Origin of the sequence: Hymenobacter setariae (genome assembly GCF_007713685.1) — a bacterium.
Taxonomy (GTDB): Bacteria; Bacteroidota; Bacteroidia; order Cytophagales; family Hymenobacteraceae; genus Hymenobacter; species Hymenobacter setariae.
On record NZ_VMRJ01000006.1, the window covers coordinates 26021 to 49152 of the forward strand.

Annotated in this window: 20 protein-coding genes and 1 pseudogene; 15 read left to right on the forward strand and 6 right to left on the reverse strand. The window is 57.8% G+C overall.

Annotated features, from left to right (window positions below; translation table 11 throughout):
- The first annotated feature begins 441 nt into the window (after positions 1–441).
- The 5 genes from FNT36_RS20870 (at position 442) to FNT36_RS20890 (ending at position 4748) form a co-directional block, all read left to right on the forward strand.
- Positions 442–948, forward strand: coding sequence for a hypothetical protein (locus FNT36_RS20870; protein WP_144851749.1), 507 nt, complete (start codon positions 442–444; stop codon positions 946–948).
- A gap of 58 nt (positions 949–1006) precedes the next feature.
- The gene (locus FNT36_RS20875; protein WP_144851751.1) at positions 1007–1654 is read left to right on the forward strand and encodes a LutC/YkgG family protein; all 648 of its coding nucleotides are present in this window, start codon (positions 1007–1009) and stop codon (positions 1652–1654) included.
- Positions 1644–2435 (forward strand): UDP-2,3-diacylglucosamine diphosphatase, encoded by a 792-nt coding sequence (locus FNT36_RS20880; RefSeq protein WP_144851753.1) that lies wholly within the window; start codon positions 1644–1646, stop codon positions 2433–2435. The genes FNT36_RS20875 and FNT36_RS20880 overlap by 11 nt, the downstream gene beginning before the upstream one ends.
- A 55-nt stretch (positions 2436–2490) precedes the next feature.
- Positions 2491–3390, forward strand: a complete 900-nt coding sequence (locus tag FNT36_RS20885) for a hypothetical protein (RefSeq protein WP_233636116.1) — start codon at positions 2491–2493, stop codon at positions 3388–3390.
- A gap of 194 nt (positions 3391–3584) precedes the next feature.
- A complete protein-coding gene (locus FNT36_RS20890; protein WP_144851757.1) occupies positions 3585–4748 on the forward strand; it encodes a zinc-dependent alcohol dehydrogenase in 1164 nt (387 codons plus the stop codon).
- 85 nt (positions 4749–4833) lie between these two features.
- On the opposite strand, the gene FNT36_RS20895 is transcribed toward FNT36_RS20890, so the two are convergent.
- The gene (locus FNT36_RS20895; protein WP_144851759.1) at positions 4834–5577 is read right to left on the reverse strand and encodes a hypothetical protein; all 744 of its coding nucleotides are present in this window, start codon (positions 5575–5577) and stop codon (positions 4834–4836) included.
- A 324-nt stretch (positions 5578–5901) separates the two neighbouring features.
- Between FNT36_RS20895 and ricT the strand changes: the two genes are divergently transcribed.
- Entirely contained in the window at positions 5902–7590 is a 1689-nt protein-coding gene (ricT, locus tag FNT36_RS20900; protein WP_233636117.1) for a PSP1 domain-containing protein, read from the forward strand.
- 13 nt (positions 7591–7603) lie between these two features.
- Positions 7604–8161, forward strand: coding sequence for a gliding motility lipoprotein GldH (locus tag FNT36_RS20905; RefSeq protein ID WP_233636118.1), 558 nt, complete (start codon positions 7604–7606; stop codon positions 8159–8161).
- A 79-nt stretch (positions 8162–8240) separates the two neighbouring features.
- On the opposite strand, the gene FNT36_RS20910 is transcribed toward FNT36_RS20905, so the two are convergent.
- On the reverse strand, positions 8241–9635 hold the full coding sequence (locus FNT36_RS20910) for a mercuric reductase (protein ID WP_144851764.1): 1395 nt from the start codon (positions 9633–9635) through the stop codon (positions 8241–8243).
- Positions 9636–9894: 259 nt separating this feature from the next.
- Here FNT36_RS20910 and FNT36_RS20915 point away from each other — a divergent pair, with 259 nt between their 5' ends.
- Both FNT36_RS20915 and FNT36_RS20920 read left to right on the forward strand, forming a co-directional pair.
- Positions 9895–10611 (forward strand): hypothetical protein, encoded by a 717-nt coding sequence (locus tag FNT36_RS20915; protein ID WP_233636119.1) that lies wholly within the window; start codon positions 9895–9897, stop codon positions 10609–10611.
- Between the two features lie 6 nt (positions 10612–10617).
- On the forward strand, positions 10618–11238 hold the full coding sequence (locus FNT36_RS20920) for a hypothetical protein (RefSeq protein WP_144851768.1): 621 nt from the start codon (positions 10618–10620) through the stop codon (positions 11236–11238).
- A gap of 65 nt (positions 11239–11303) precedes the next feature.
- On the opposite strand, the gene sucD is transcribed toward FNT36_RS20920, so the two are convergent.
- A complete protein-coding gene (gene sucD / locus FNT36_RS20925) occupies positions 11304–12185 on the reverse strand; it encodes a succinate--CoA ligase subunit alpha (RefSeq protein ID WP_144851770.1) in 882 nt (293 codons plus the stop codon).
- Between the two features lie 152 nt (positions 12186–12337).
- Between sucD and FNT36_RS20930 the strand changes: the two are divergent.
- Both FNT36_RS20930 and FNT36_RS20935 read left to right on the forward strand, forming a co-directional pair.
- A pseudogene (locus tag FNT36_RS20930) lies at positions 12338–13312 on the forward strand (PLP-dependent cysteine synthase family protein); the annotation flags it as partial.
- A gap of 117 nt (positions 13313–13429) precedes the next feature.
- Entirely contained in the window at positions 13430–13858 is a 429-nt protein-coding gene (locus FNT36_RS20935; RefSeq protein ID WP_144851774.1) for a response regulator, read from the forward strand.
- Positions 13859–13935: 77 nt separating this feature from the next.
- On the opposite strand, the gene ade is transcribed toward FNT36_RS20935, so the two are convergent.
- Positions 13936–15588, reverse strand: coding sequence for an adenine deaminase (gene ade, locus FNT36_RS20940; protein WP_144851776.1), 1653 nt, complete (start codon positions 15586–15588; stop codon positions 13936–13938).
- A 109-nt stretch (positions 15589–15697) separates the two neighbouring features.
- Between ade and FNT36_RS25860 the strand changes: the two genes are divergently transcribed.
- The 4 genes from FNT36_RS25860 to FNT36_RS20955 all read left to right on the forward strand — a co-directional run bounded on the left by FNT36_RS25860 (position 15698) and on the right by FNT36_RS20955 (position 20906).
- Positions 15698–15832, forward strand: coding sequence for a hypothetical protein (locus tag FNT36_RS25860; protein ID WP_262712187.1), 135 nt, complete (start codon positions 15698–15700; stop codon positions 15830–15832).
- 152 nt (positions 15833–15984) lie between these two features.
- A complete protein-coding gene (locus tag FNT36_RS20945; protein ID WP_144851778.1) occupies positions 15985–16386 on the forward strand; it encodes a hypothetical protein in 402 nt (133 codons plus the stop codon).
- 33 nt (positions 16387–16419) lie between these two features.
- Complete coding sequence (gene cmk, locus FNT36_RS20950; protein WP_144851780.1) at positions 16420–17139, forward strand: (d)CMP kinase; 720 nt, start codon at positions 16420–16422, stop codon at positions 17137–17139.
- An 800-nt stretch (positions 17140–17939) separates the two neighbouring features.
- Positions 17940–20906 (forward strand): heparinase II/III domain-containing protein, encoded by a 2967-nt coding sequence (locus tag FNT36_RS20955; RefSeq protein ID WP_233636120.1) that lies wholly within the window; start codon positions 17940–17942, stop codon positions 20904–20906.
- A 225-nt stretch (positions 20907–21131) separates the two neighbouring features.
- Here the strand turns inward: FNT36_RS20955 and FNT36_RS20960 are convergent, their stop codons facing one another.
- Both FNT36_RS20960 and FNT36_RS20965 read right to left on the reverse strand, forming a co-directional pair.
- On the reverse strand, positions 21132–22169 hold the full coding sequence (locus tag FNT36_RS20960) for a phosphotransferase enzyme family protein (RefSeq protein WP_144851784.1): 1038 nt from the start codon (positions 22167–22169) through the stop codon (positions 21132–21134).
- Positions 22160–23107 (reverse strand): nucleotidyltransferase family protein, encoded by a 948-nt coding sequence (locus FNT36_RS20965; RefSeq protein ID WP_144851786.1) that lies wholly within the window; start codon positions 23105–23107, stop codon positions 22160–22162. Before FNT36_RS20965 ends, FNT36_RS20960 begins: the two co-directional genes overlap by 10 nt.
- Between the last annotated feature and the right edge of the window lie 25 nt (positions 23108–23132).

Here is a 23132-nt window from a genome sequence, read left to right on the forward strand (position 1 = left end):
TACAAAAAAGGTCAGCCGATTTCGGCTGACCTTTTTTGTTTAACGCTCAACTACAAGTTATACCAAAAGTGGGTGCTTTCTTAGGGGTGAACTTCACTCTTATTAGCAGCTACTAGCATGAAAACAAGGCGACTATTTGGAAAGCGTGCAGGCTGGTTAGCTAGCTTACTAGGGTTGAGTATGGCCGCTTGCCAAGCGCCAGCACCAGTAGTGAAAGAATATCCCTACCTAGTAAAAGTGCAGATAAAAAACTGCCAGAATGGGATTGGTAAATTGTATCGGCCTAGTGGCCGCACAATTGAGTTACAGTATACTACTAGGATAGTGAATGGGGAGGCCATTTTTAGGGGGAAGGTAACGTACCCTGGCGTTTACGACGTGTATTGTGTATGCGAGAATAAAGTAACAAGCAGCCTTGATGTGTACCTGCCAACTGATTCTATGGCGGCCGTAGTTACACCTGGCGCCAATCTGCGGCCCGATATCTACCAGACAGCGGGCCTAGGGCCAACTGGCGCCGGGTCCTATCACCGAGATGCTCAGCTGTTTTCAACGGCACCGCAGCAGCGGGAATTATCCCTTTTCCTGCTCACGCGTGATAGCATCTGGAACAGCTACTTTCTGGATGTAAAGCGAATGAAAGCTAAGATGGACGTGGCCATCGGAGCAGGTAATAAATCCGAAATTGACCGTTGGGCTGATTCTACTCGCCGGGTGCAGGAGCAGTTTCTCGACTATATGGCCAGGGCTTCAGCACAGTTTGTTAAGCGCCACCCACATTCAGAGGCAGCTCTTTTTGCCTTACGCAATGCCGGTGACTTGCCGGCGGCCCGGCAGCGCCTGCGCCCTTATTACCAAGCATTGCCCGATTCGGTGCGGACCAGCTATTTTGGCCGGCAATTGGCTACGCGCTTTGGCGCTTCTAAGGCTGCTGATGCCTCACAATAGTGGCCGCAGCCAGAGCAGCTAACTAAGCTAGCCATCATCCTACCCCTACCTTTGCTCTATGTCTTCCCGCGATACTATGCTAGCCCGCATCCGTACGGCCTTGGCTAATGGACCGGCGCCCCAGCCTCCGCAACCCGACTGGGCTGCTCCCGTGCACCTACCCTTGCCTGATGCCGAATTGGCCGTCACGTTTGCCGCAAGTTTTCGGCGCATCGGGGGCGAGTTCTTTTACTGCGAAACGCTAGCGCAGCTAGGTGCCGAACTGCGGGCTTGGCTAGCCGAGCGTCTACCCGACGACCAGCAGTTCTACGTGTGGGAGCCCACTCTACAAGCGCTGCTAGCTGAGGCTGGTGTGCCCTTTCAAGCCACTGAGGCTGAATTTAAGGCCCAGGCGGCCATCGGGCTTACTTCGTGCGAAGCGCTGGTGGCACGCACCGGCAGCATTGTGGTGGCGCCTGCCACAGCTAGTGGCCGGCGACTCAGCATCTACCCCGACCAGCACGTAGTGCTGGCCCGGCCTAGCCAGGTGGTGGCCGAAATCGGCGACGCGCTGCGCGCAGTGCAAAGCCGCTATGGCACCGAATTGCCTTCCATGATGTCGCTCACCACGGGCCCTAGCCGCACGGCCGACATCGAAAAAACGCTTGTGTTAGGTGCCCACGGCCCGCGCCGGCTCACCTTGTTCTTGCTCGAAGATGACGCCTAAGTTGCTGCCCGAATTGCCGCCGCTGGCTTTGCCAGCCGGCAAGCGGGTATATTTTGCTTCCGACTTTCACTTAGGAGTGCCCGACGCGGTCACCTCACGCGAGCGTGAGCGCCGCATTGTGCGCTGGCTCGATGAGGCGGCCAAAGACGCGGCGGCCATCTACTTGCTAGGTGATGTGTTTGATTTTTGGTTTGAGTACAAGCATGCCATTCCCCGTGGCTTTAGCCGCTTGCAGGGCAAGCTGGCCGAGCTTACCGATGGCGGCCTGCCCATCACGCTCTTCACCGGCAACCACGACATGTGGATGTTTGGGTACTTCACGCAAGAGATGGGCATTCCTATTCAGCGCGACCCGGTGACGCAGCGCATGGGCGACAAACTCTTTCACATTGGCCACGGCGATGGCTTAGGGCCCGGCGACTTTGCTTACAAGCGCCTGATGAAGCCGGTATTCAATTCGCGCTTTACGCAGTGGCTCTTTGCGCGCCTGCATCCTAACCTAGGTATCGGCATTGCCAGTAAGTGGAGCCAGCACTCGCGCATCCAAAACGGGGCCGCCGACGCCAAATATTTTGGTGAAGACGAGTGGCTGCTCGTGTACTGCCGCGAGGTGGAAAAACGCCAACACCACGATTATTACGTATTTGGTCATCGGCACCTACCGCTCGACGTAGCCGTAGGCCCCGGCAGCCAGTACATTAATTTGGGTGAATGGGTCAATTATTGCTCCTATGGCGTGTATGACGGTACCACGATGGCTTTGCAGGAATACAAGGGGTAATAATGCCCCTAGGTCGGTTGCGACGAGGTTGCAGCAGCCAAGCTGGATAGGGGCGTTGGTCGTAATCCTGGCTTTGCCGCTGGGCGCCCTAGCGCAAGCTACCGTGCCCAGCGCTGCCTCCGTAGCGCCGGCCGCTGGGGTAGCCCCCGTCGAGGCCGCGCCTGGGCCCAAGACACTAAACCCCAATGCACCCGCTCCGGCACCCAGCGCCTGGACATTGGTCAAAAGTCTAACGCTGCCGCAGGCTAGCGCGGCTTCTGTAGACCGGCGCGGCACGCTCTACCTAGCCGATAAGGACAACAACCTGCGCCAGCTTACTACTGCTGGGCAGCCACTGAATACTTATTCGCCAGCCCAGCCCGGCCATGTGGCGGTACTTGAAGCCTGGAACCAGAATAGCGTACTAGTCTTCTACGACGACCGACAGCAGGTGCTGCTGCTCGACCGCTTCTTGGCGCCACTGAGTGAAATCCGGCTGGCAGACTATGTCGATGGCACCGTGCGCACGGCCACCCTGGCGCCCGATGGCCTACTATGGCTGCTCGACGAAAGCAATTTGGTGTTGCGCGAGTTCGACCCGCAGGCCCTGCGCCTAGTGCAAAACACGCCGCTCGACCTGCTCATCGGCCGCAGCCGGCCCGATTTCCGCTTTCTGCGGCAGTACCAGAACAATATTTACTTGGTTGACCGCACGAGTGGCATCTTCGTGTTTGACAACCTAGGGAATTATCGCAAGAAGTTACCCTTCACGGGGCTCGATTTTATAACGTTTCGGGGCGATGAGATAGCGTACTTGAGTGGGGGCCAGCTGCATTTCTTTCACCTATACAACCTCACCGAGCGCACTCAGCCACTTCCCGCCGACCTCGATGCAACGACTGTGCGCCAGGTGCTGCTGAGTGACCAATATGCCTACTTCGTTACGACTAAGGGCGTGCAGATTTATCAGCTTTAATAAGAAGGGTGAGCAGTTGACCTCGAGTGGTATAAGTGCTCTTTGCGGTTGGGTTTGAGTGTCGCAAAAGGCTGAGCAATAGCGATAATGAAACTTAGTTGCAGGATGGCGGAAAGATGTAACCTAGCGCAACCAGCCGCTAGCCGGGCCGTTAGTTTGGGTACTTTTCTCCTTCCCAACTTAGCCTACTCCCCATGAAAGCATTAGTGTTTCACGGTCCGCGCAATGTTAGCGTCGATACCGTCGATGACCCCACGCTGAAAGACTCGCGCGATGCCATCATCCGCGTTACCAGCACCGCCATCTGCGGCTCCGACCTGCACATCTATAACGGCTCGCTGCCCACCTCGCCCATGGTACTCGGGCACGAGTTTATGGGCATCGTGGAGGAAGTAGGCAAAGGCGTGGGTAACCTCAAGCGCGGCGACCGCGTGGTAGTGCCCTTTCCGGTAGCATGCGGCACCTGCTTTTTCTGCAACCACTCGCTGCCCGGCCACTGCGAAAACTCGAACCCCGACCACTACGGCCCCGAGGGCGGCTTGCTGACCCAAAAGGGCGGCGCGCTCTTCGGCTACACTGACCTGTATGGCGGTTACGACGGCGGCCAAGCCGAGTACGTGCGTGTACCCTACGCCGACTTTGGCCCGCGCAAAGTGCCTGATTTCCTCACCGATGAGCAAGTACTATTCCTCACCGACATCTTCCCGACTGGCTACTCGGGCATCGATTGGGCCGAAGTAAAAGGCGGCGAGTTCATCGCCATTTTCGGTGCTGGCCCGGTGGGTATCATGGCAGCCAAAAGCGCTTGGCTGCGCGGTGCGGCCCGCGTGGTTATCGTAGATACGCAGCAGTATCGCCTCGACAAGGCCAAGGAAACGACCCGTTGCGAAACCATTCTTTGGGAAAGCCACGACCAAGTAATACAGATAATCCGCGACATGAGCCAAGGCCGCGGCGCCGACGTGTGCGTCGATTGCGTAGGCTTCGAGCCCGACCGCAATCTGCTTGACCGTGCCAAGGCCGTCATTAACCTCGAAAAAGGCTCGCCCAAAATCATTGAAGCCTGCATGAGCGCCGTGCGCCGCGGCGGTGTAGTAACGGTGCTTGGCGTGTACGCCACTACCAACGACAACTTCCCGGTTGGCCAGTTTTTCGACAAAGGCATCAAGCTAGTGGGCGGTCAGGCGCCAGCTCACAAGCATATCGATAAGCTATTGCAGCACATTATCAAGGGTGAAGTAGTGCTTGACGACATCATCTCGCACCGCCTGCCGCTTTCGCAGGCCGCCCACGGCTACGATATCTTCCGCCACAAAAAGGACAACTGCTTGAAAGTGGTGCTGAAGCCCGGCGAATAAGCCCACCCTCCATCATTGTAAAAAAGGCCAGTCTGCTCCTTTGCAGACTGGCCTTTTTTGCTTGTATTCGAGAAAAAAGTCAATCCTAGTTGAGCCGGTAGGCGATGCCGAAACGCAGCACCTGTCCGAAGGACTTTCGCAGTGGGCCACCCAATAGGCCACTTTGCGCGCTAATGAGCCCAGTTGAGTAGCTAATATTAATACCTGCCCGGCCATGCCAAGCAGTGAAGTCACCCCGCAAGCGGCCATCCAGCCCAAAGGAGCTACGCCGGGTATCGGTGACCCAAGTGCGCCCGTTGTTGAAGGTGCCTTCGCCGCTTTCACGGCTTCCAAATGTTGTGGTGATTTCGGGGCCAGCCAGTATATCAAAATGCCAAAGTCCTTCCCCAAAGCGGTGACCATACCCCGCAAATAAGCTGATATTCTGCGAGTGTAGGAAGGTTTCGCCGTCGGCCGCATACTGCGTCTGAGTGCCGGTTTGCGACTGCCGCGACCAGTCTACGTTGCTGACGGCCACTATGTCGGTGCGGGTGCGCTGCCAGTCATAGCCTAGGTCTATCACCAACAGTCCGGCCCGCTTCCCTACGTACAGTGCCCGCAGGCCTAGCCCTAGGCCTAGTCCGGCGTGCCTGCCATAAGGGCTGTTGGTGTACGCCCCACCTTTATACACTCCATCGTCCGAACTCCGGTTGATGAAGGATGTGCTATTGGCATCGGGCCCGCTGTACCAAGACAAATTTGGCGCGGCCCGTTCTACCACTTCAAAGTGCTGGGCGCAGGCCGGGCGCGCTAGCGCCAACAGCGGCAATAAGTAAATGTATTTTTTCATAGGAAAAGATGGATGGGCGATATAGTGATTGAGCTAAAGTGAAGACCTTTAGTTGCAAGGCATCATAGCTGCAGAAAGAAAATATGTCGTGGCGCCCCCAGCGCTACTGCTTCTCTATGCGCAAAGCAGGCCAATCGACCTAGGCGAAGTAGTATTAAGCGTGTTCAGCACTCTGCTTGACCTGCTGCGCTCGCTTAGCTCAACGCTTTTGCACCGTACCAAGCCAGGCCAAACCTTTCCGCTTGCTCAAACGGTTATATTTGCTAGATTCCTGCTTTCGTGCGGCTTTTCTTACGCCGCCTCAACTATAGATATATCAGCCTTATGGCTTGTGCTTCCTGTTCATCCGGCGGCGGCTGCTCTACCAGCAAGGTAGGCGGCTGCGGCTCCAAGGGTGGCTGCTCGTCGGGCGGCTGCACCCGGCTCAATGTGTTCGACTGGCTTGCCGATGTCGATATGCCCTCTGATTTTCGGGGCTTTGATTGCGTAGAAATCCGCTTTAAGGGCGGCCGAAAGGAGTTTTTTCGCAACGATAAAAACCTGCCGCTCGTGACTGGCGATGCCGTCGTAGTAGAGGCTGCTGGCTCGGGTTGGCACTTAGGGCACGTGTCGCTCAAGGGCGAACTGGTGCGCCTGCAAATGCGCAAAAAGAAGGTGCCCACCGACTCGCGCGATATTAAGGCCATTCTGCGCGTAGCTACTCCCGATGATGAGGAACGCTGGCAGGCCGTACGTGACCTTGAAAACGGTACCATGTTCCGGGCCCGCGCCGTGGTCGATGAGCTGCGCCTCAAAATGAAGCTTTCCGATGTAGAGTATCAGGCCGACCGCACGCGGGCGCTGTTCTACTATTCAGCCGAGGACCGCGTCGATTTTCGAGAGCTCATTCGGCGGCTGGCCGACGAGTTTCGGGTGCGCGTAGAGATGCGCCAAATATCGCTGCGCCAGGAGGCGGGCCGTATCGGCGGCATCGGAGTGTGCGGGCGTGAGCTATGCTGCTCTACCTGGCTCACCGACTTCAAGGCCGTGAGCACCACCGCCGCCCGCTACCAAAACCTGAGCCTGAATCCGCAGAAGTTGGCTGGCCAGTGTGGCCGCCTCAAGTGCTGCCTCAACTACGAGCTCGACGCCTACCTCGATGCCCTCAAGGATATTCCGCAGGTGCAGCGCCCACTGCAAGTAGCCAACGGTGAGGCCTTTTTGCAGAAGACTGATATCTTCCGCAAGCGTATGTGGTTTGCCTTCAAGGGCGACAACAACTGGGTAATGCTCTCGACAGACCGCGTGCGCGAGGTGCTGGAGCTTAACAAAAAAGGCGAGCGGCCCGAAACCCTGGCTGCCCCCCGCGTGCAGGAAGAAGTAGCGCCCGCTGTTTCGACCTTGATGGAAGGCGACCTAGACCGGCTCGACGACCAAATAAAAGGTGGTAGCAAGCGCGGCAAGCGCAAGCGCAAAGACAAAGACCGTAGCGACCGCCCCGAGGCCCGCGAGACCAGCGCCACTCCGGCCGCACCCGAAGCCCGCGAGCCGCGCGAAGCCCGTGAGCCCCGGCGCCGCGAGCGGCCCGACCGCTTGGAGCGCCCCGAAGGTGGCCGCCCGCCCCGCCCCGAAGGCCAGCCTAGTGCTGCCCCACGGGCCGAAGTAGTACCAGCCACTCCCTCGGGCCCGCCCTCCGACGAAGCCGGCGAGCAGCGCGGCCGCCGTGGGGCCGCCGCCCGCCCCCTCAACCGGCGCGGTGGTCGCAACCGTGGAGGTAATTCCAGCGATAGTGGCGCTACTACCCCCGACGCTACCCGGCCCGAGCAAGAGCGCCCGCGCCGCCCCGACCAGGCCAACCGCCCCCCCAAAGGCTCGGCGCCTGCCGAAGGCAGCGGCGCCCCCCAGCAGCCGCGCCCACCCCGCGAGGGCGGCGACAGCGGGCGTAGCGGCAACCGTGGCCGCGGTCGCCGCGGCGGTAGTGGCCGCCACGGCGGCGGTCAAAACCCCGCTGGTCCGCCCGCCAGTGGCAACTAAGCACCTAGCTTTTGTGAACCGACAAGCTTCTTTCCTGCTCATGCCCAAGCTGCTCTCTCGGCTGGTGGCCCGGCCCTGGCCGGTGCTGCTGGCGCTAGCTGCCCTTACTACCCTCAGCGCCTGCGACCCCAATCGGGTGTACGAAGAAAATACCGACCTCAAGTCGCCCACCGGCGACCCTTACGTGTGGGATGTGCAGCAGCGCCCAAGTTTTACCTTCCCCATTGCGGACACTACCGGCCGCTACGAGGTATACTTCAACGTACGCAATGCGTCGGCTTATAGGTTTTATAATCTATATCTCAAGCACACGCTCACCGGCCCCGATGGCCGCGTAGTGGGCCAGCCACTGCTGCATTACATGCCACTCTTCGACCCCAAAACTGGCGAGCCGCTAGGTGCAGGTGCGGGCGACATTTTCGACCACCAGTTTCTAGCGCTGCGCAATGTGCACTTTGCCCGGTCCGGCAACTACAAAGTGACCCTAGAGCAGTATATGCGCCAAAACCAACTGCCCGGCATTATGTCGGTAGGCGTGCGCGTGGTAAAGGCTGACGCTGGGAAAAAGTAAGTATAATCCCTAGGTCTACCAAAAAAGCGGGCGCAACGTCGGTATGACGTTGCGCCCGCTTTTTTGGTAGACCTAGGGATTACTTTATGTCTTTGAAGGCCACGTTCAAGCCTTCGGCCCACACGGGGTGAGCTATCACCATTTCGGCGAGTTCTTGGTATTGTAGGCCACCAGCCATAGCTACTTGCACGATGGTCATAATTTCGCCGGCTTCGGGGCCAATGATGGCCGCGCCAATGATACGGTCGTCGGGACCTACCAACATTTTCCAGAAGCCTAGGTCGTCGCCGGTTTGCTGGGCCCGGCTGATTTTCTTTACCGGCGTCACGCTCACGCGGTAGTCGATACCCTGGTCCTTGGCCTGCGTCTCGCTCAGGCCAATGCGCCCGAGGGCGGGGTCGGTGAATACGCAGTAGGGCAGGGGGCGCTGCTTGGCCGAGCGGCGCGGGCCCTGATGCAGTAGGTTGTCGCGCACCACGCGGTAATCGTCGTAGCTCAGGTGCGTAAACTGCGGCCCGCCGTGCACATCACCTAAGGCATAAATATGGTCTACGTTGGATTGCAGGCGGGTATTCACCTCGATGTAGCCTTGCTCATCGGTCTTGACCCCGGCCAGTTCCAGCCCTAGGCCCTCGGTGTTAGGTTTGCGGCCGGTAGCTACCAGCAGGTGGCTGCCGTGCAGGCGGCGCTCGCCCTGGCGGGTACTGGTAGCAAGGTTAAACTGACCCTCAGCGTTTTGTGACACGTGGTGCACTTCGGCGTTCATAATAAACTCGATGCCTTCGGCCGTAAGCGCATCTTGCAGTACTTGGCACACGTCGTCGTCTTCACGCTCCAGCACCTGCCCACTGTGCTCTACTATGGTGATGCGGCTACCAAAGCGCCGAAACATCTGCCCAAACTCCAGCCCGATATAGCCGCCCCCCAGAATGAGCAAGTGCTCAGGTACTTCTTCCAGGTCAAGCAGTTCGGTAGTAGTCAAAAACTTGGTATCGGCCAGGCCGGGTACTGGCGGCACGGCAGCGTGCGTGCCCGTGTTCACAAAAACTTGCTTGGCGGTAATCTCACTGCTGCGCTCCTTGGTTTCCTGCACGTGCACTTGGTACGGGCCAGTGAAGGCCGCATGGCCGCGCACTACTGTAATATTTTCGTGCTCGGGAGCCAGCGATTCAGTGAGGCTGCGGCGCGATTTGGCGAGCAGCTTTTCCTTGCGCGCCACCACGGTCGGCATGTCTATTTCGACCTCGCCCCGCACGTACACTCCTAGGTTAGCGGCAGTGTGCACCTGGTGGGCACGGGTGGCCGAGGCCAGCAAAGTTTTAGTGGGTACGCAGCCGTAGTTGAGGCACGAGCCACCCATCTGCGCGGCTTCTACCAGAATAACTTTTTGGCCGGCTTCGGCTAGCGCTTTTGCTAGGGGGTTACCAGCCTGGCCAGAGCCGATAATGAGGGCATCGCAGGAATAATCAGACATAAAAAAGGCAAACTGAGGCCACTGAACAGGCGGCTCCTTGCTATACGCGAAACGCCGCTCCGCGACCGGACCAGCTTTTAAATTAGGCTCCTGCAACGCTCAGCCCGCGGCTTGGCTCTCAGTAGGAAAGCTAGGCAAATAGCGCTGCCCCAGCTTTCTTTACGCTTCTTATTCCTTTTCTCATATCCGGATGGTTAATCGTTACTCAAAATCAGTTGTAAGTGCTTTGCTGCTAGGCGTAAGTAGCTGCTCAGTGTATGTGCCTATGCAGGGCGCGGCACCCGAAATCAGGGCTAAAGGTGAAGTGGAAATAACTGGCAGCTGGGCGCTCAGCGACCGCGTCGATTTTGGGGTTACTTACTCGCCCGTGCCTCACCTGCTGGTGCGTGCGGCCACCAGCTTCAAAGGCAGCCGCCCAGGCCCGGGCCAAGGCTTGGACAGCGCTAGCTACGCCAAAAACAACCAGTACGAGCTGGCCGTGGGTACCTATTGGCCCCTAGGCCAGCATTGGCTGGTGGGTGGGCTGGCCGGCTTTGGGCGGGCGCATGCGCAGGCACGTTACATCGATGATGGGTCCACCCTGTTTACGTTTCGCGAGCCCATTCGGCACCAGCTCGATGGCAATTACAGCAAATATTCGGGCGAGGCCTACGCCACCTTTCAACCCAGCCCGCTAGTTAGTTTGGGGCTGGCATATCGGGTGGTGCAATTGCGTCTCACCGATATCACCGACCAAGGCGTGCCGGTGGCCACGGCGCCCATCTTGCGCCAAGAGCCGATGTTCTATTTCCGCTTGCGGCCCGAGTTTGCCCAGCGTAGCCTGCAGCTTCAGCTGGCCCTAGGTGCCTCCAATACCTTCGGCTACCGCCGAGGTGCCAATGATGAAGCTGACCCGGCCCGGCAGTTCAAACTGGGGCGCAGTTACACGTCGGTGGGCATAGCATTTTTTCCGCACTTGTTGAAGCAGAAGAAGTAAGTAAAGATGGGTACTGATTTAATTCCAATCCTTAACCATCAATTACCCTTCGAAGGCAAAACGCTAGGCGAGATAATCGCCCTTATTCAGCCCCGGCTTGATGCAATGGTGCTAGCTAACAGAGGGTCTTTTCTGGAGCATATGTATGCTTGGAAGGGTGCTAGCCCACGGCAGCGATTGGCACTGGCTAAGCCTTCGGCCTGGCAGCCCATACTAGAAGACCCGCTTTATTACGATTTTGATACGGCAGCTATTCCAACTATTGATTTTAAAGGGCCTTACGGTCTTAGGCTCTCGTTCGACCCCTTTGCAATATTTTCCTTCTCACCGCCTTATCGTTATCGGCAGTGGTTTGGCCTGCAAAATGCTGATGGCAGCGAAGCTACGGCTGCCCGTAATGAGTGGCGTCGTTATTTGCGGCAGGTGGCGCATGCTTTTGGTGGCGACCGGGTGCTATATCTAGCTGACAATACGCATCCTCTAGAAAAATATTTGTATGCAGATAAACCCGTCGCAGAGATTGAGCGGCAGATGCGCCAGGAGCTAGGCGAGCCCAAAAGAACTTTTCGCGAAGTACTAGAAAACGAAAAGCATAGCTATTATATAGATTACTTTGCTGATTTATAATAGTTTGAATAATTAAAAAAAGCCCCGGCGCAAACCGGGGCTTTTTTGAAGATAAAGTGCGCAGCTTACTTAGCGCCCAATACTTTCAGCATCGTTTCGCCAATCTCGGCGGGCGAATCCACCACGTGGATGCCGCACTCGCGCATGATGGCCATTTTAGCAGCAGCCGTGTCGTCGGCGCCGCCTACGATGGCACCGGCGTGGCCCATGCGGCGGCCGGGAGGCGCCGTTTGGCCAGCAATGAAGCCTACCACGGGCTTCTTGTTGCCGCTTTCCTTAATCCAGCGAGCAGCTTCGGCTTCCATGCCACCACCGATTTCGCCAATCATCACGATGCCTTCGGTTTCGGGGTCATTCATCAGCAATTCTACTGCCTGCTTGGTAGTAGTGCCGATGATGGGGTCGCCGCCGATGCCGATGGCCGTGGTCTGACCTAGGCCAGCTTTGGTGAGCTGGTCAACAGCTTCGTAAGTCAGCGTGCCCGACTTCGACACGATGCCTACGCGGCCTTTCTGAAAAATGAAGCCAGGCATGATGCCCACTTTGCACTCGCCAGCGGTGATAACGCCGGGGCAGTTTGGCCCAATCATCGTGATGCCGGGGCGGTCTTTGAGGTAGTGCTTCACGGCAATCATGTCCTTGGTCGGGATGCCTTCCGTGATGGTGACGATAACTTTAATACCGGCCTGGGCAGCTTCCAGAATAGCGTCGGCGGCAAATGCCGGGGGCACGAAGATGATGCTGGTATCGGCTTGGGTAGCAGCTACGGCGTCGGCCACGGTGTTGAACACGGGGCGACCTAGGTGCTCGGTGCCGCCCTTGCCGGGCGTTACGCCACCCACTACCTGGGTGCCATAATCCATCATTTGCTGCGCGTGGAACGAGCCTTCGGAGCCGGTGAAGCCCTGCACGATGACCTTGGAATCTTTATTGACGAGAACGCTCATGGGCGGCTGACTTGTTGGGAGGAATGAATTGGGGCAAAAGTAGGGCCGGGCCGGGCATTCTGCACCGCTTTGCCTGCCGCCGCCCGCACCTAGGGCCCCTGCCTACCTTTGTGGCTTCGTGGCCGCTTCATTTCCCCTCCCACCTCTTCCCCATGTATTTTAATCATATAATAGAAACCCTCGGCAACACGCCACTCGTGCGGCTCAACAAAGTTACCGAAGGTATCAAAGGCACTGTACTCGCTAAGGTAGAGTATTTTAACCCCGGCAACTCGGTGAAGGACCGCATGGCCCTGCGCATGATAGAAGACGCCGAGGCGGCTGGCATTCTCAAGCCCGGCGGCACCATCATCGAGGGTACCAGTGGCAACACGGGCATGGGCCTAGCCCTCACGGCCATTGCGAAAGGTTACAAAACCATCTTCGTGATGAGCGATAAGCAGAGCAAGGAAAAGCAGGACATCTTGCGCGCCGTAGGTGCCGAGGTGGTCATTTGCCCCGTCGATGTGGCCCCCGAAGACCCTAGGAGCTACTACTCGGTGGCCAAGCGCCTGAACGCCGAAACGCCCAACTCATTCTACCCCAACCAGTACGACAACATGTCGAATACGGCGGCGCACTACGAGGCTACTGGCCCCGAAATCTGGACGGGGACCGAGGGCAAAATCACGCACTTTGCGGCGGGTGTGGGCACGGGAGGCACCATCTGCGGCACCAGCAAGTACCTGAAGGAGCAAAACCCTGCCGTATTTACCCTAGGTATCGACACCTACGGCTCGGTATTCAAGAAGTATAAGGAGACCGGGATTTTTGACGAAAACGAAATCTACCCCTACAAAACAGAAGGTATCGGCGAGGACATTCTGCCCAAGAACGTGGACTTCGACGTCATCGACCAGTTCATTAAAGTAACCGATAAGGACGGCGCTCTTATGACCCGCCGCTTAGCCAAGGAAGAAGGCCTGTTTGTGGGCTGGAGCTGCGGCTCGGCCACGCACGGTGCGCTCGAATACGCCCGCGAGCACCTCAACGAAGAGGACACAATGGTGATAGTGCTGCCCGACCACGGCACGCGCTACCTAGGCAAAATCTATAACGATGATTGGATGCGCGCCCAGGGTTGGCTTTAGCTCGGCAGTAGCTAAATAAAATAGCCACAACGGTAAAAAGAAGTGAGGCGAGCGTGGTAACTTCGTAGGAGTATAGCAATAAGTGAACAATCTAAAGGTTTAATAGAATACCCCATGGAAGTGCTCAACCATATCGTGCTGGTGGATGACAACGAGACGACCAGCTTCCTCAACAACCGGTTGCTGGGTCGCCTAGCACTGGCGAAGAAGGTTAGCACCTTCACGCGGGCCGAGGAAGCCAGCCGCTTCCTCTGGAGCGATACGCAAGACACACCCGCCCCGGCAGCCGATCTCGTCTTTGTGGACTTGAAAATGCCCGGCATGAGCGGTTTCGACTTTCTGGAACAATACAACCAACTGCCCGCCGAGGTGCAAGAGCGCACTGTAGTAGCCGTGCTCACAACCTCGATGCACGCCGCCGACACAGCCCGCGTGGCGCAGTACCCCAATGTGGAGTACCTCACTAAGCCGCTGACTGAAGAAAAACTTCAGCGTCTACTTGCCAAGCGTTTTAATATCGATTTTGCCGTACCTGCCAAGTAAACTTCCTAGGTATAAAAAAATGGGGCCAGGTAGCAATTGCTACCTGGTCCCATTTTTTTATGGCTTTCTAAACCTGGCTAACGCACAAAGTCGAACTTGTCGCCGTCGAAAAGGCCTTTGTCGCTGAGCTTGAGGCTCGGTATCACCAGCAGCGCCATGAAGGACAGCGTCATAAAAGGTGCTTGGAGCCCCGAGCGTAGCTCGATTTTAGCAAAGTCATCGAGCCTAGAATACGCCGCAGCCACTTCAGGACCAGGCTGGTCTGACATGAGGCCGGCCACCGGCAAGGGCAGCACGTACTCGGCGCCCGCGGGTCCCACGGCAGCTAAGCCGCCCTGCGCCGCTACTACTAGGTTGATGGCGCGGGCTATGCTGTCGTCGTCAACGCCCACGGCTGTGATGTTGTGCGAGTCGTGGCCTACGCTGCTAGCCAGCGCCCCTTCCTTCAGCCCAAAGCCCTTGATGAAGGCCACCGCTGGTGCGGCCCCCGGCGCGTAGCGGTTGAGCACCACCAGCTTAAGTACATCCTGCTCCAAGTCGGGCTGAATGTAGCCGCCCGCTGTGGGCAGGCCTAGGTCGCGCCGGGCCGTGATGAGCTGGCCATCAAAGCATTCGATAACTGGCGTGAGCAGGTGGCCCCCCGACACCGCGACGGCCAAATCGGCGGCCTGCACCGGCTGCGCGTGAAAGTTATTGAGTACTTCTACCGAAGCGGCGGGCAGTAGGCACTGGCCATTTTCGGCCACCAGCACCCCATCAAGGTAGGTTTGTTGCACCGCAAATTCCGTTAGGTTTTCGACCACGATAAAGTCGGCGGGGTCACCTAGGCGCAGCTGGCCCACCGGCAGGTTGTAGTGCGCTATGGGGTTGAGGCAAGCTATTTGCAAGACCTCAAATACGCTGTACCCTAGGGCAACTGCCCGCTGCACTAGCTGGTTGATGTGGCCCAGCAGTAGCGTATCGGGGTGCTTGTCGTCCGAGCAAAACATGAGGCAGTCGTAGTAGCGCGGCAGCAGCTCGATGAGCGCGTCAAAATTGCGCGCTGCCGAGCCCTCCCGGATGAGTACTTTCATGTCGGCGGCCAGCTTGTCGCGCGCTTCCTCAGCCGTAAAGCACTCGTGGTCGGTGCTGATGCCAGCGCTGGCGTAGCGCTCGGCATCGGCCCCACGCAGGCCCGGCGCGTGGCCATCCACGGGGCGGCCATAGCGCAGCGCTAGGTCGATTTTTTCCATCACCACGGGGTCGCGGTTCAGCACGCCGGGCCAGTTCATCATCTCGGCTAGGTAGCCGATTTTGGGGTTTTGAAAGAGGGCCTCGATATCGGCGGCCGTAATTTCGGCGCCAGCTGTTTCGAAGGGCGTGGCTGGCACGCAGCTCGGCGCACCAAAGCAAAACTTAAATGGTACGGTAGCCGCATTGTCGAGCATGTACTGCACGCCGGCCACCCCTAGCACGTTCCCAATTTCGTGCGGGTCGCTCACGGTAGCCACCGTGCCATGCGGTAGGGCCAGGCGCGCAAACTCACTAGGTACCAGCAGCGAGCTCTCGACGTGCACGTGCGCATCCACAAAGCCCGGCAGGGCATAGGGTAGGGCGGGGTCGGGGGCCGTAGCGTCGGGCGTGGCCTCAATGGCGGCAATGCGGCCATCGGCCACGCGCAGCGTAGCCGGATAAATTACGCGGGCCGGAATATCAACTAGATTGATAGAAAGTGAAAAATCAGAAGCCATGAGCGGTAGAATAAACTAGTTGCCCCCTGCTACACGTTGGGCAACCTAGCTGAAGTAAAGTACTTTTGATAAAAAAATATTCGCCGTGAAGCTATTCATTAACTCCCGTTTGCCCGCCCTGTTATTGCTGGCTGCCATGTTGGGCACCGCCAGCGGCTGCGCCCGCCACGGCTCGCTGCAAAAGAAAACCCGCTGGTATAAGAGCCACGCCGGTAAAACCACGCCGTGCCCCTGCGGGCATTAAGCTAGCCGCCTAAGGTGCTTAGCATACCAAAGTGACCTTGACGCATCACGTGGAGAACCCATTTCTCTCATCAGTGCCGAAGCAGCAGCTAAGCTCCTACTTAGCCCCACTGCGCGCTGCGTAGTGGGCAAAATAACAGTTGATTTAAGTACATGTCCGACCAATCTGCCGAAGCCCTTGCCCTCACTACCGCCGCCGAGCAGGTGCGCCAGCAACTGCGGCTGCCAGGCTACGGCGGCGAGGCCATAGCGCACCTCAGCCACACCATCGATGCACAGCGCACCAATTTGGCGCCTGCCGAGCGCGTCGATTTTATTACGGCCGTGGGCTGCTACCTAGGCGAGTGCTTGGTGCGCACCTACCAAGGCGAGTGGGCCGCCGGGCCCGACGGCACTACGGGGGTGGGTATTGCAGGCCAGCTTTTTTTTAATCCTTTTTTTCTGGTGAAAGAACAACTGGATAAGGGCGCTACGGCTTCGGTAGCGGGCTTTTTTGCGTCGGTGCCGTGGCGGCTAACCGACCGACAGGCGGCGCGAAAGGACAACATTTCGTAATCTTGCGGGGCCAATGGCCACTCCCGCGCGTTTATGAAAAACCTCGTCATTGCCATTGACGGCTACTCCTCTTGTGGCAAAAGCACTACGGCTAAGGCCGTTGCCGCCGCCCTGCACTACGCCTACCTCGATACCGGGGCCATGTACCGGGGCGTAACCCTCTACCTGCTCGAAAATGATATTCCGTTTGACGACCTAGAGCGGGTAAGGCAAGCTTTGCACCAAGATATCCACATTAGCTTTAAGCGCAACCGCCGCACGGGGCGCAACGAGCTTTGTCTGAACGACAAGATTCGGGAAGATGATATTCGCCAGATGCGTATCTCCAACGCAGTGAGTGAGGTATCGGTAATAGTAGAAGTGCGCCACGCCATGGTGGCCCAGCAGCAGCGCATGGGCCGCAAGCGCGGCGTCGTGATGGACGGCCGTGATATTGGCACTACCGTGTTTCCGGATGCCGAGGTCAAGATTTTTATGACGGCCGAGGTAGAAGTGCGGGCCCGCCGCCGCCAAGAAGAACTAGCCGCCAAAGGCGAGCACGTGCCGCTCGAAGACATTATCGAAAACCTGCGCAAGCGTGACCACATCGACTCGACACGTGCTGAAAGCCCCTTGCGCCGTGCCGCCGATGCTGTACTGCTCGATACGACGCACATCACCATTACCGAGCAGGTAGATTTTGTGCTTGATAAAGTATCGTCGGCTCTCTTCGCCGCCTACGCCCACAAAATCAACGAGCAGCTTAGCGAGTAAGCGCTTAATCCTGCTAGCTAGGTATGATGTAGCCTGGCGGGTTAAGATGAAGGCATACAGGCGGTGGAAGTAATGCAGATTCACACGGCTTAGCTTCGATGAATGCGATGGCTCTACGAACAGGGCTAAAAGTATAAGTAAGGAAAAACGATGGCAAAGGCCGCCAGGTAGTGCATAGTGCTGCTTGGCGGCCTTTTGTTGCTACTTATAAGTCACAGTTAGTGAATAGGCGTACTGAGTACAAGGTTTTTAGCTGTATTTATCATTAAAAAATAATATATTAAATACGCTTAATAGTGTCCGTTGTATATTGTATTTAAAGGTTTGATTAATAAGTATTGTGCTAAATGATATAATGTGAAAGTAAAAAATAATTCATTTTGAGCGCATTTAGGCATTTAAAAAATTACTTATTAATTTAGAAGTGCAATTTGCTTAAGAGCGTAGTGTTGATTACTTGAGTAATTTATTATCATTAATTAGTACAATTTACTAAAGATTAGTATTGCTAGATAATAAGCAGGTGAGGAAAGGACGGGTGAGAAATATAAATTTTTATGGGGTTGAGCTATAAAAAGTCAATTATACCAAGTAGCACGATAAACTCGGTATATTATCGGCCTGAGCAGCAAGGGGAAAAAACTAAGTTTTGGGAACTAAGTACTTCGGCAGCGTCAGCTCCTACGAAGAGCACTTTTGCCAGTACAGACTTGCCCGCCAGCAGATGCAAAGAGAGTAGTGCCTTGCTCGGTTGGCCTAGGTGCCACCGTTGCGCTGTGAGGCTGCTGATACTACTGGCTATGTTGCTGAGTGGCCTGAGCCAAGGCTGGGCACAGGCCCCGACCGCCGGCGGCAGCTGGCGTCCGGTGGGAGCTAACCTAGGTTATCCGCGCACGCTACTAAAGGCGGAAGCGCTGGCCGGCGTGCGGGCCACCCTGACTGCCCCCGACCGATTGGCAATCTACCGTAGCCTGTGGACCGATGTGCAAAGCGCGCCCACGGCCGACAATGCATCGTCGGCGGGCCGGCGGGCCCGTGCTACGTGGGCAAAGAATGCGGCTTTCGTAGTGTTGCTCAGCCAGCAGCCCAATGGGAGCGACGGGTTGGAGGGGCTCTCAGAAGCCCAACGCAGCATTTTGGTGAGCACTACACGCAGCTTGCTCGAAAATCTTAACCCTGCCGTCGAAGCCTTTGCAACCTGGACGGGCACCACACCTTACACCGAATGGCAGTGGCGCTCGAAGGAATTAATTGACTACCTAGTCGCCTATGATTTGCTGCGTGGAGCGGGCGAGTCGGCCGCCTCGCTACAAGCTAGCCAGCTCAAGCTTCAAGTTTTTGCCGGTAACCTCTACCGGCAGTCAACCACTCCGCTGTTGTGGGTTACTTTCTTCGGTACCATCAAAAACAACCACACCCTGATGACGTCCGCGGCGTTGGGGATGGCTGCCGTGGTGCTCAGCGAAACCAGTAGCACCGACGCCAACCAGCAGCCCAGTAGTTGGGCGGGGGCCGGGCTATACCACATCGACAATGTGCTGTGGCGTGATGCCCAGCGGCAATCAGACTCGACCCAGGTGACAGGCTATGCCGAAGGGCCCTACTATGCCAAGTATGCGCTACTCAACTGCTTGCCTTTCTTTCGAGCCCTAGGTAATTTCCTGCCCGATGGTAGCCAGGCTTACACTTTTGGGGGCACCACGCGGCGCATCCGTAACCCTTACTTCGACTCTAAATACACTCGACTCTACGACTGGCTGACGGCCATTATGTTGCCCGACGGGCGGCTGCCCGCCCTAGAAGATTCTTACGTAGACATGGGCATGCCTGAGCTGGCCCTGACAGGCCGGCCCGAGTACGTCAGGCCCATGTATTTCAGTAAGCTCTCGGGCACTAACATGGCCTCGGCTTTGGCTCAGCTGCGCGATGCTACCGTAGATATGCGGGCCGCCTGGCTAGCGGCGGCCGTGTTGCCCACATCGCAGCAGCAGCCGGCCCTGACCGTGCTGCCCGGCAGCGGCAATCTCGTATTTCGGTCGGGCGGCGATTCGGCCGCCACTTACCTGCACGTGTATGGCCGGGGCGGCCTAGCCCAGGCCAATGCGGGCGGCCATAGCCAAGGCGATGCCAGCAGCTTTATTCTGCAAGCCCAAGGGCAGTTGCTGGCCCTTGACCCCGGCTACCTCAGCTATAGCCGCCGCGCTGAGGTGGGCCAGGCCGCCCACCACAACCTAGTGCTGGTAGATGGCGCCGGGCCGGACATCGGCACGGCCGGCGCCGGTAGCTCAACGCAATCGACCATTGGGGCCGCATTTTGGACGCCCCAGTTAAGCTATGGAGAGGTCGCCACGGCCTACCAAGGCACCCGCATCGTGCGCAAAACGCTCTTTGTGCGCAACGCCTACTTTTTGCTGGCCGATGCAGTGAGCGCCCCGACCGCGCACGCCTACACGTGGCAGCTGCACGGCTATGGCCTAGAAGGGGGCACTGCTGTCACGGGCACCTTTGCTGGCAACCTAGGGGGGCAGGAGGGCACGTGGCAGAAAAATGGAGTGCACCTGCTGGCCCACGTCACGGCTACGGGCGGCGTACCTACTTATGGCACGACCACCAATGTGCACGAAACCACTTATAACACTGCCGAAAACCACACAACGCTGCTGGTAAAGCAGGCGAGCGCAACCCAAACGCAGTTTTTGGCGGCGCTTTATCCCTATGCCACGCAAGCGCCCCAAGTAGCTACCACTAGCCAGCCCACCACGGCGGCACTGGCCACTTCCAGCCAAGGATACATCGACGTGGCATTTGCCCAGGCCGACTCGGTACTGGTGGCTGACACCAGCGACCAACTATTGCAGGCCGTGCAGGCCGATGGGTTGCTCAACTTCTACTCGGCCAAAACTAATGGTGACTTTGCCCAGCTGTTTATGCAGGCAGGCACACGGCTGCAAGTAGGAGCGAAAGTTATGTTTAGCTCGACGCGCCGGGCCGACCTTAGCTGGCAACGCACTAGCCTGACCAGTTATACCGGCTACGCTAGCCGGGCTACTACACTCATCATTAGTTTGCCGCAGGGGCCCGTTTCGGTGGCGGGGCCGGCTGTAGTTAGCTACGCCTACGATGCCAGCCAGGAGCAGTTGCGCGTAGTGCTGCGCGCCGCTGCTAGCTTCGAGGTAGGGTTGCCGGCTCGCATTGCCCAGCCCTTGCCCGTACAGCTGACTGACTTTGTGGGGCAGCGCCAAGCAGGTGTAGTGCTGCTGGCGTGGCACACGGCCTCGGAGCAGCGCAGCCTAGGGTTCGAGGTGCAGCGCCAAACGGCCCTAGCGCCAGAAGCACTTTTCGAAACTATCGGCTTCGTGGCCAGCGCCGGCGACCACGCGCAGGCCACGGATTATACCTTCCGCGACGCTACTGCGCCCGCCCGCGGGGCTTACTACCGGCTGCGGCAGCTCGACCACGATGGCACTGGTACTTACTCGCCGGTGGTGGCTATTGGGGCGGCAGCGGTGGCCACGCCGGTGGCTACACTGCTCCCCCCAGTGCCGCAGCCTGCCACCGATTGGCTGCGCGTGCAGCTGACCGGCACCGATGCCGAAGTGACCCTGCGTCTGCTCGACGGCCTAGGCCGCCCGGTGCAGCAACTGCGCGTGCGGCAGCAAGCACAGCTGGCCGTGGGCAGCTTGGCGCCGGGCCTGTACTACCTAGTGGCATATGACGACGCTGGCCAACAAGTGGCTGGCCGCCATAAGGTAATAGTAGCGCACTAGTTAATTACTGGCAAATACTATTTGCAACGCTAAGGGCCCTAGGTTCTGTCAAGTCGATGAGGCACGACAAAATCTAGGGTCTTAATTCATACCTGACGACTGCCAGCGTGCTATCCTTAGGTAGCAAAGCTGGGCGGGGTGAGGTAAGGAGTACTCATCTCATCTAAGCGCTGCGAGTGTCAGCTTTGGGTAGCTGGTAACTCCATAGCGGTCACCGCCTCTTACTTAAATAGTCAAAAAATGAGTGAGTTCCGTGAGTAGGCGCAGCTGGTTTTGCGCGCGGTCAAGATTGTGGGTGGCGTGGCGCGTGGCATAGTAAACATCGCCATTGAGGTAGTCCGTCAGAAATCGAACGGCTTGGATGAAGATAACCGTTTGAGCCGCGTAGTCCAGATTTTTCGCTTCTATCGGCGCTAGCAGCTTGCCTAGGTGGTGGCTGAAGCCTTGCTTGACCGCTAGGTACATGTCGGGGTCAAAAACGCTAGTAGCCTGGGCATCGTCCTCCACCGTTTCATTGGTGTAGGAGCGCGCCATATCTCCAAAGTCGTAGAGCAGAGTGGCTGACATTACCGTGTCAAGGTCAATCACACACAGGCCTTGATTATTGCTATCAAACAGCACGTTACTAATTTTAGGGTCACCGTGGATAATGCGGCGCGGGAGCGAATCAGCGGCCTGCCAGGCTATCCATTGGTCGGGAAGCGTTAGATATTTATTGACTAAGTGAATGGCAGCGGCAGCTTGCTGCCGCCGCGTGGGGCTGGCCGACCCTAGGGCTGCCTGATAAGCGCGCATCCGGCCTGCAAAATCCACGAAGCCGGGTAGGGTTTCTTCAGGCTCCGCAGAGGAGTGCTGGTTTAAATAAAATAAGAATTCGCCTAGGGTCTTAGCGGCTTCAAAAGCAGTGGCCGGACTGTTGGCTTTGTGAATGGTATGCGCCCCGGTCACGAAGTCTAGCAGGCGCCAGGCAGACTGTGCGTCTACAGTAAGTAGGTCGTTGCCTACCGTGGTTTTTAGCTGCCGCACCAGCTGCCTAGGGTAACTGGTTTTGGCTAGCAGTTCATTAACTAGGCTATGGTTGCGCGCTACAGCGGCGGGGTTTCGGAAGATGGCAGTATTGATTTTCTGAAGGATAAACTGCTGTCCTCCGGCGAGTAGCTCGACGCGGTACGTGGCGTTGATGAGGCCATCGGTAATAGGCGTGATGCGCAGTTCGCCCTCGACGCAGGCCGGGAAATGACGGGCAATGGCGACTAGGTCCATAGGGGCGCGGGGTAGCGGTGCCGGTCGATTTCCTGTTGCACAAACGCTACCAGCTTCTCCTTGTCGCCGGCGTAAGTGACGCCCATCCAGCGCGAGGGCGAGAGCTGCACCTGTACCCGCACGGTGCCCGCGGCGAGCATCGTTTGCACGGCGGTTGGAATGTAAAACTCGCCGTCGGGGGCGGGCGCGGCGCGCAGAAACTGCTCGAACAGCGTGCGCAGGTGGCCGAACACCGACAGGTCAAAAACCCAGCAGTTCATCGACACCGGCCAGTCGGGCGGCAGCTCGCGCTGCTGCCCATCTTCCACGTATACTATATGGCCGTTTTCCGACTGCAAGCTGTGTTGCTCGGTGATGCGCAACAGCATTCCGTCCTTATCGACCTGGCAAATGCCCCGCGACACTACCCCCTGCTCGCTGAGCGTGGCCGCTACTGGAAAGGCCATTAGCTGGTACGTCGTGGCATCGACCTCGGCCAGCGCCCGCAGGGCCAGCGGGTACATTTCGCGGCCGTAAAAGTCGTCGGCGTTGATGACGGTAAATGGCTCGGCAATAACTTCCTGGGCGCACAAAATAGCGTGGCCGGTGCCCCAAGGCTTGCGCCGCTCGGGGAAGGCTAAGCCTGGTAGCACACCCACGGCCGGGTCCTGCACCACCCAGTGCGCCTGGGCCTGGCGCTGGGCCAGCACCGCCGATAGCCGCTCGATGAACGCCGCCGGAATGCGCGGGTTGATGATGAATACGAACTTGGTGAAGCCCGCTGCCAGCGCGTCATACACTGAAAATTCCAGGATGCTTTCGCCGTGCGGCGTGATGCCATCTATTTGCTTGAGGCTGCCGTAGCGGCTGCCTAGGCCCCCGGCCAGCACCAGTAGGGTGCGCGGGCTAGTGGTCGGCCCCGAGGGCGAAGGCAGGCTTGCGGGTTTTGTATTTTTCATTCGTAAAATCGAGTATGTCAATTAC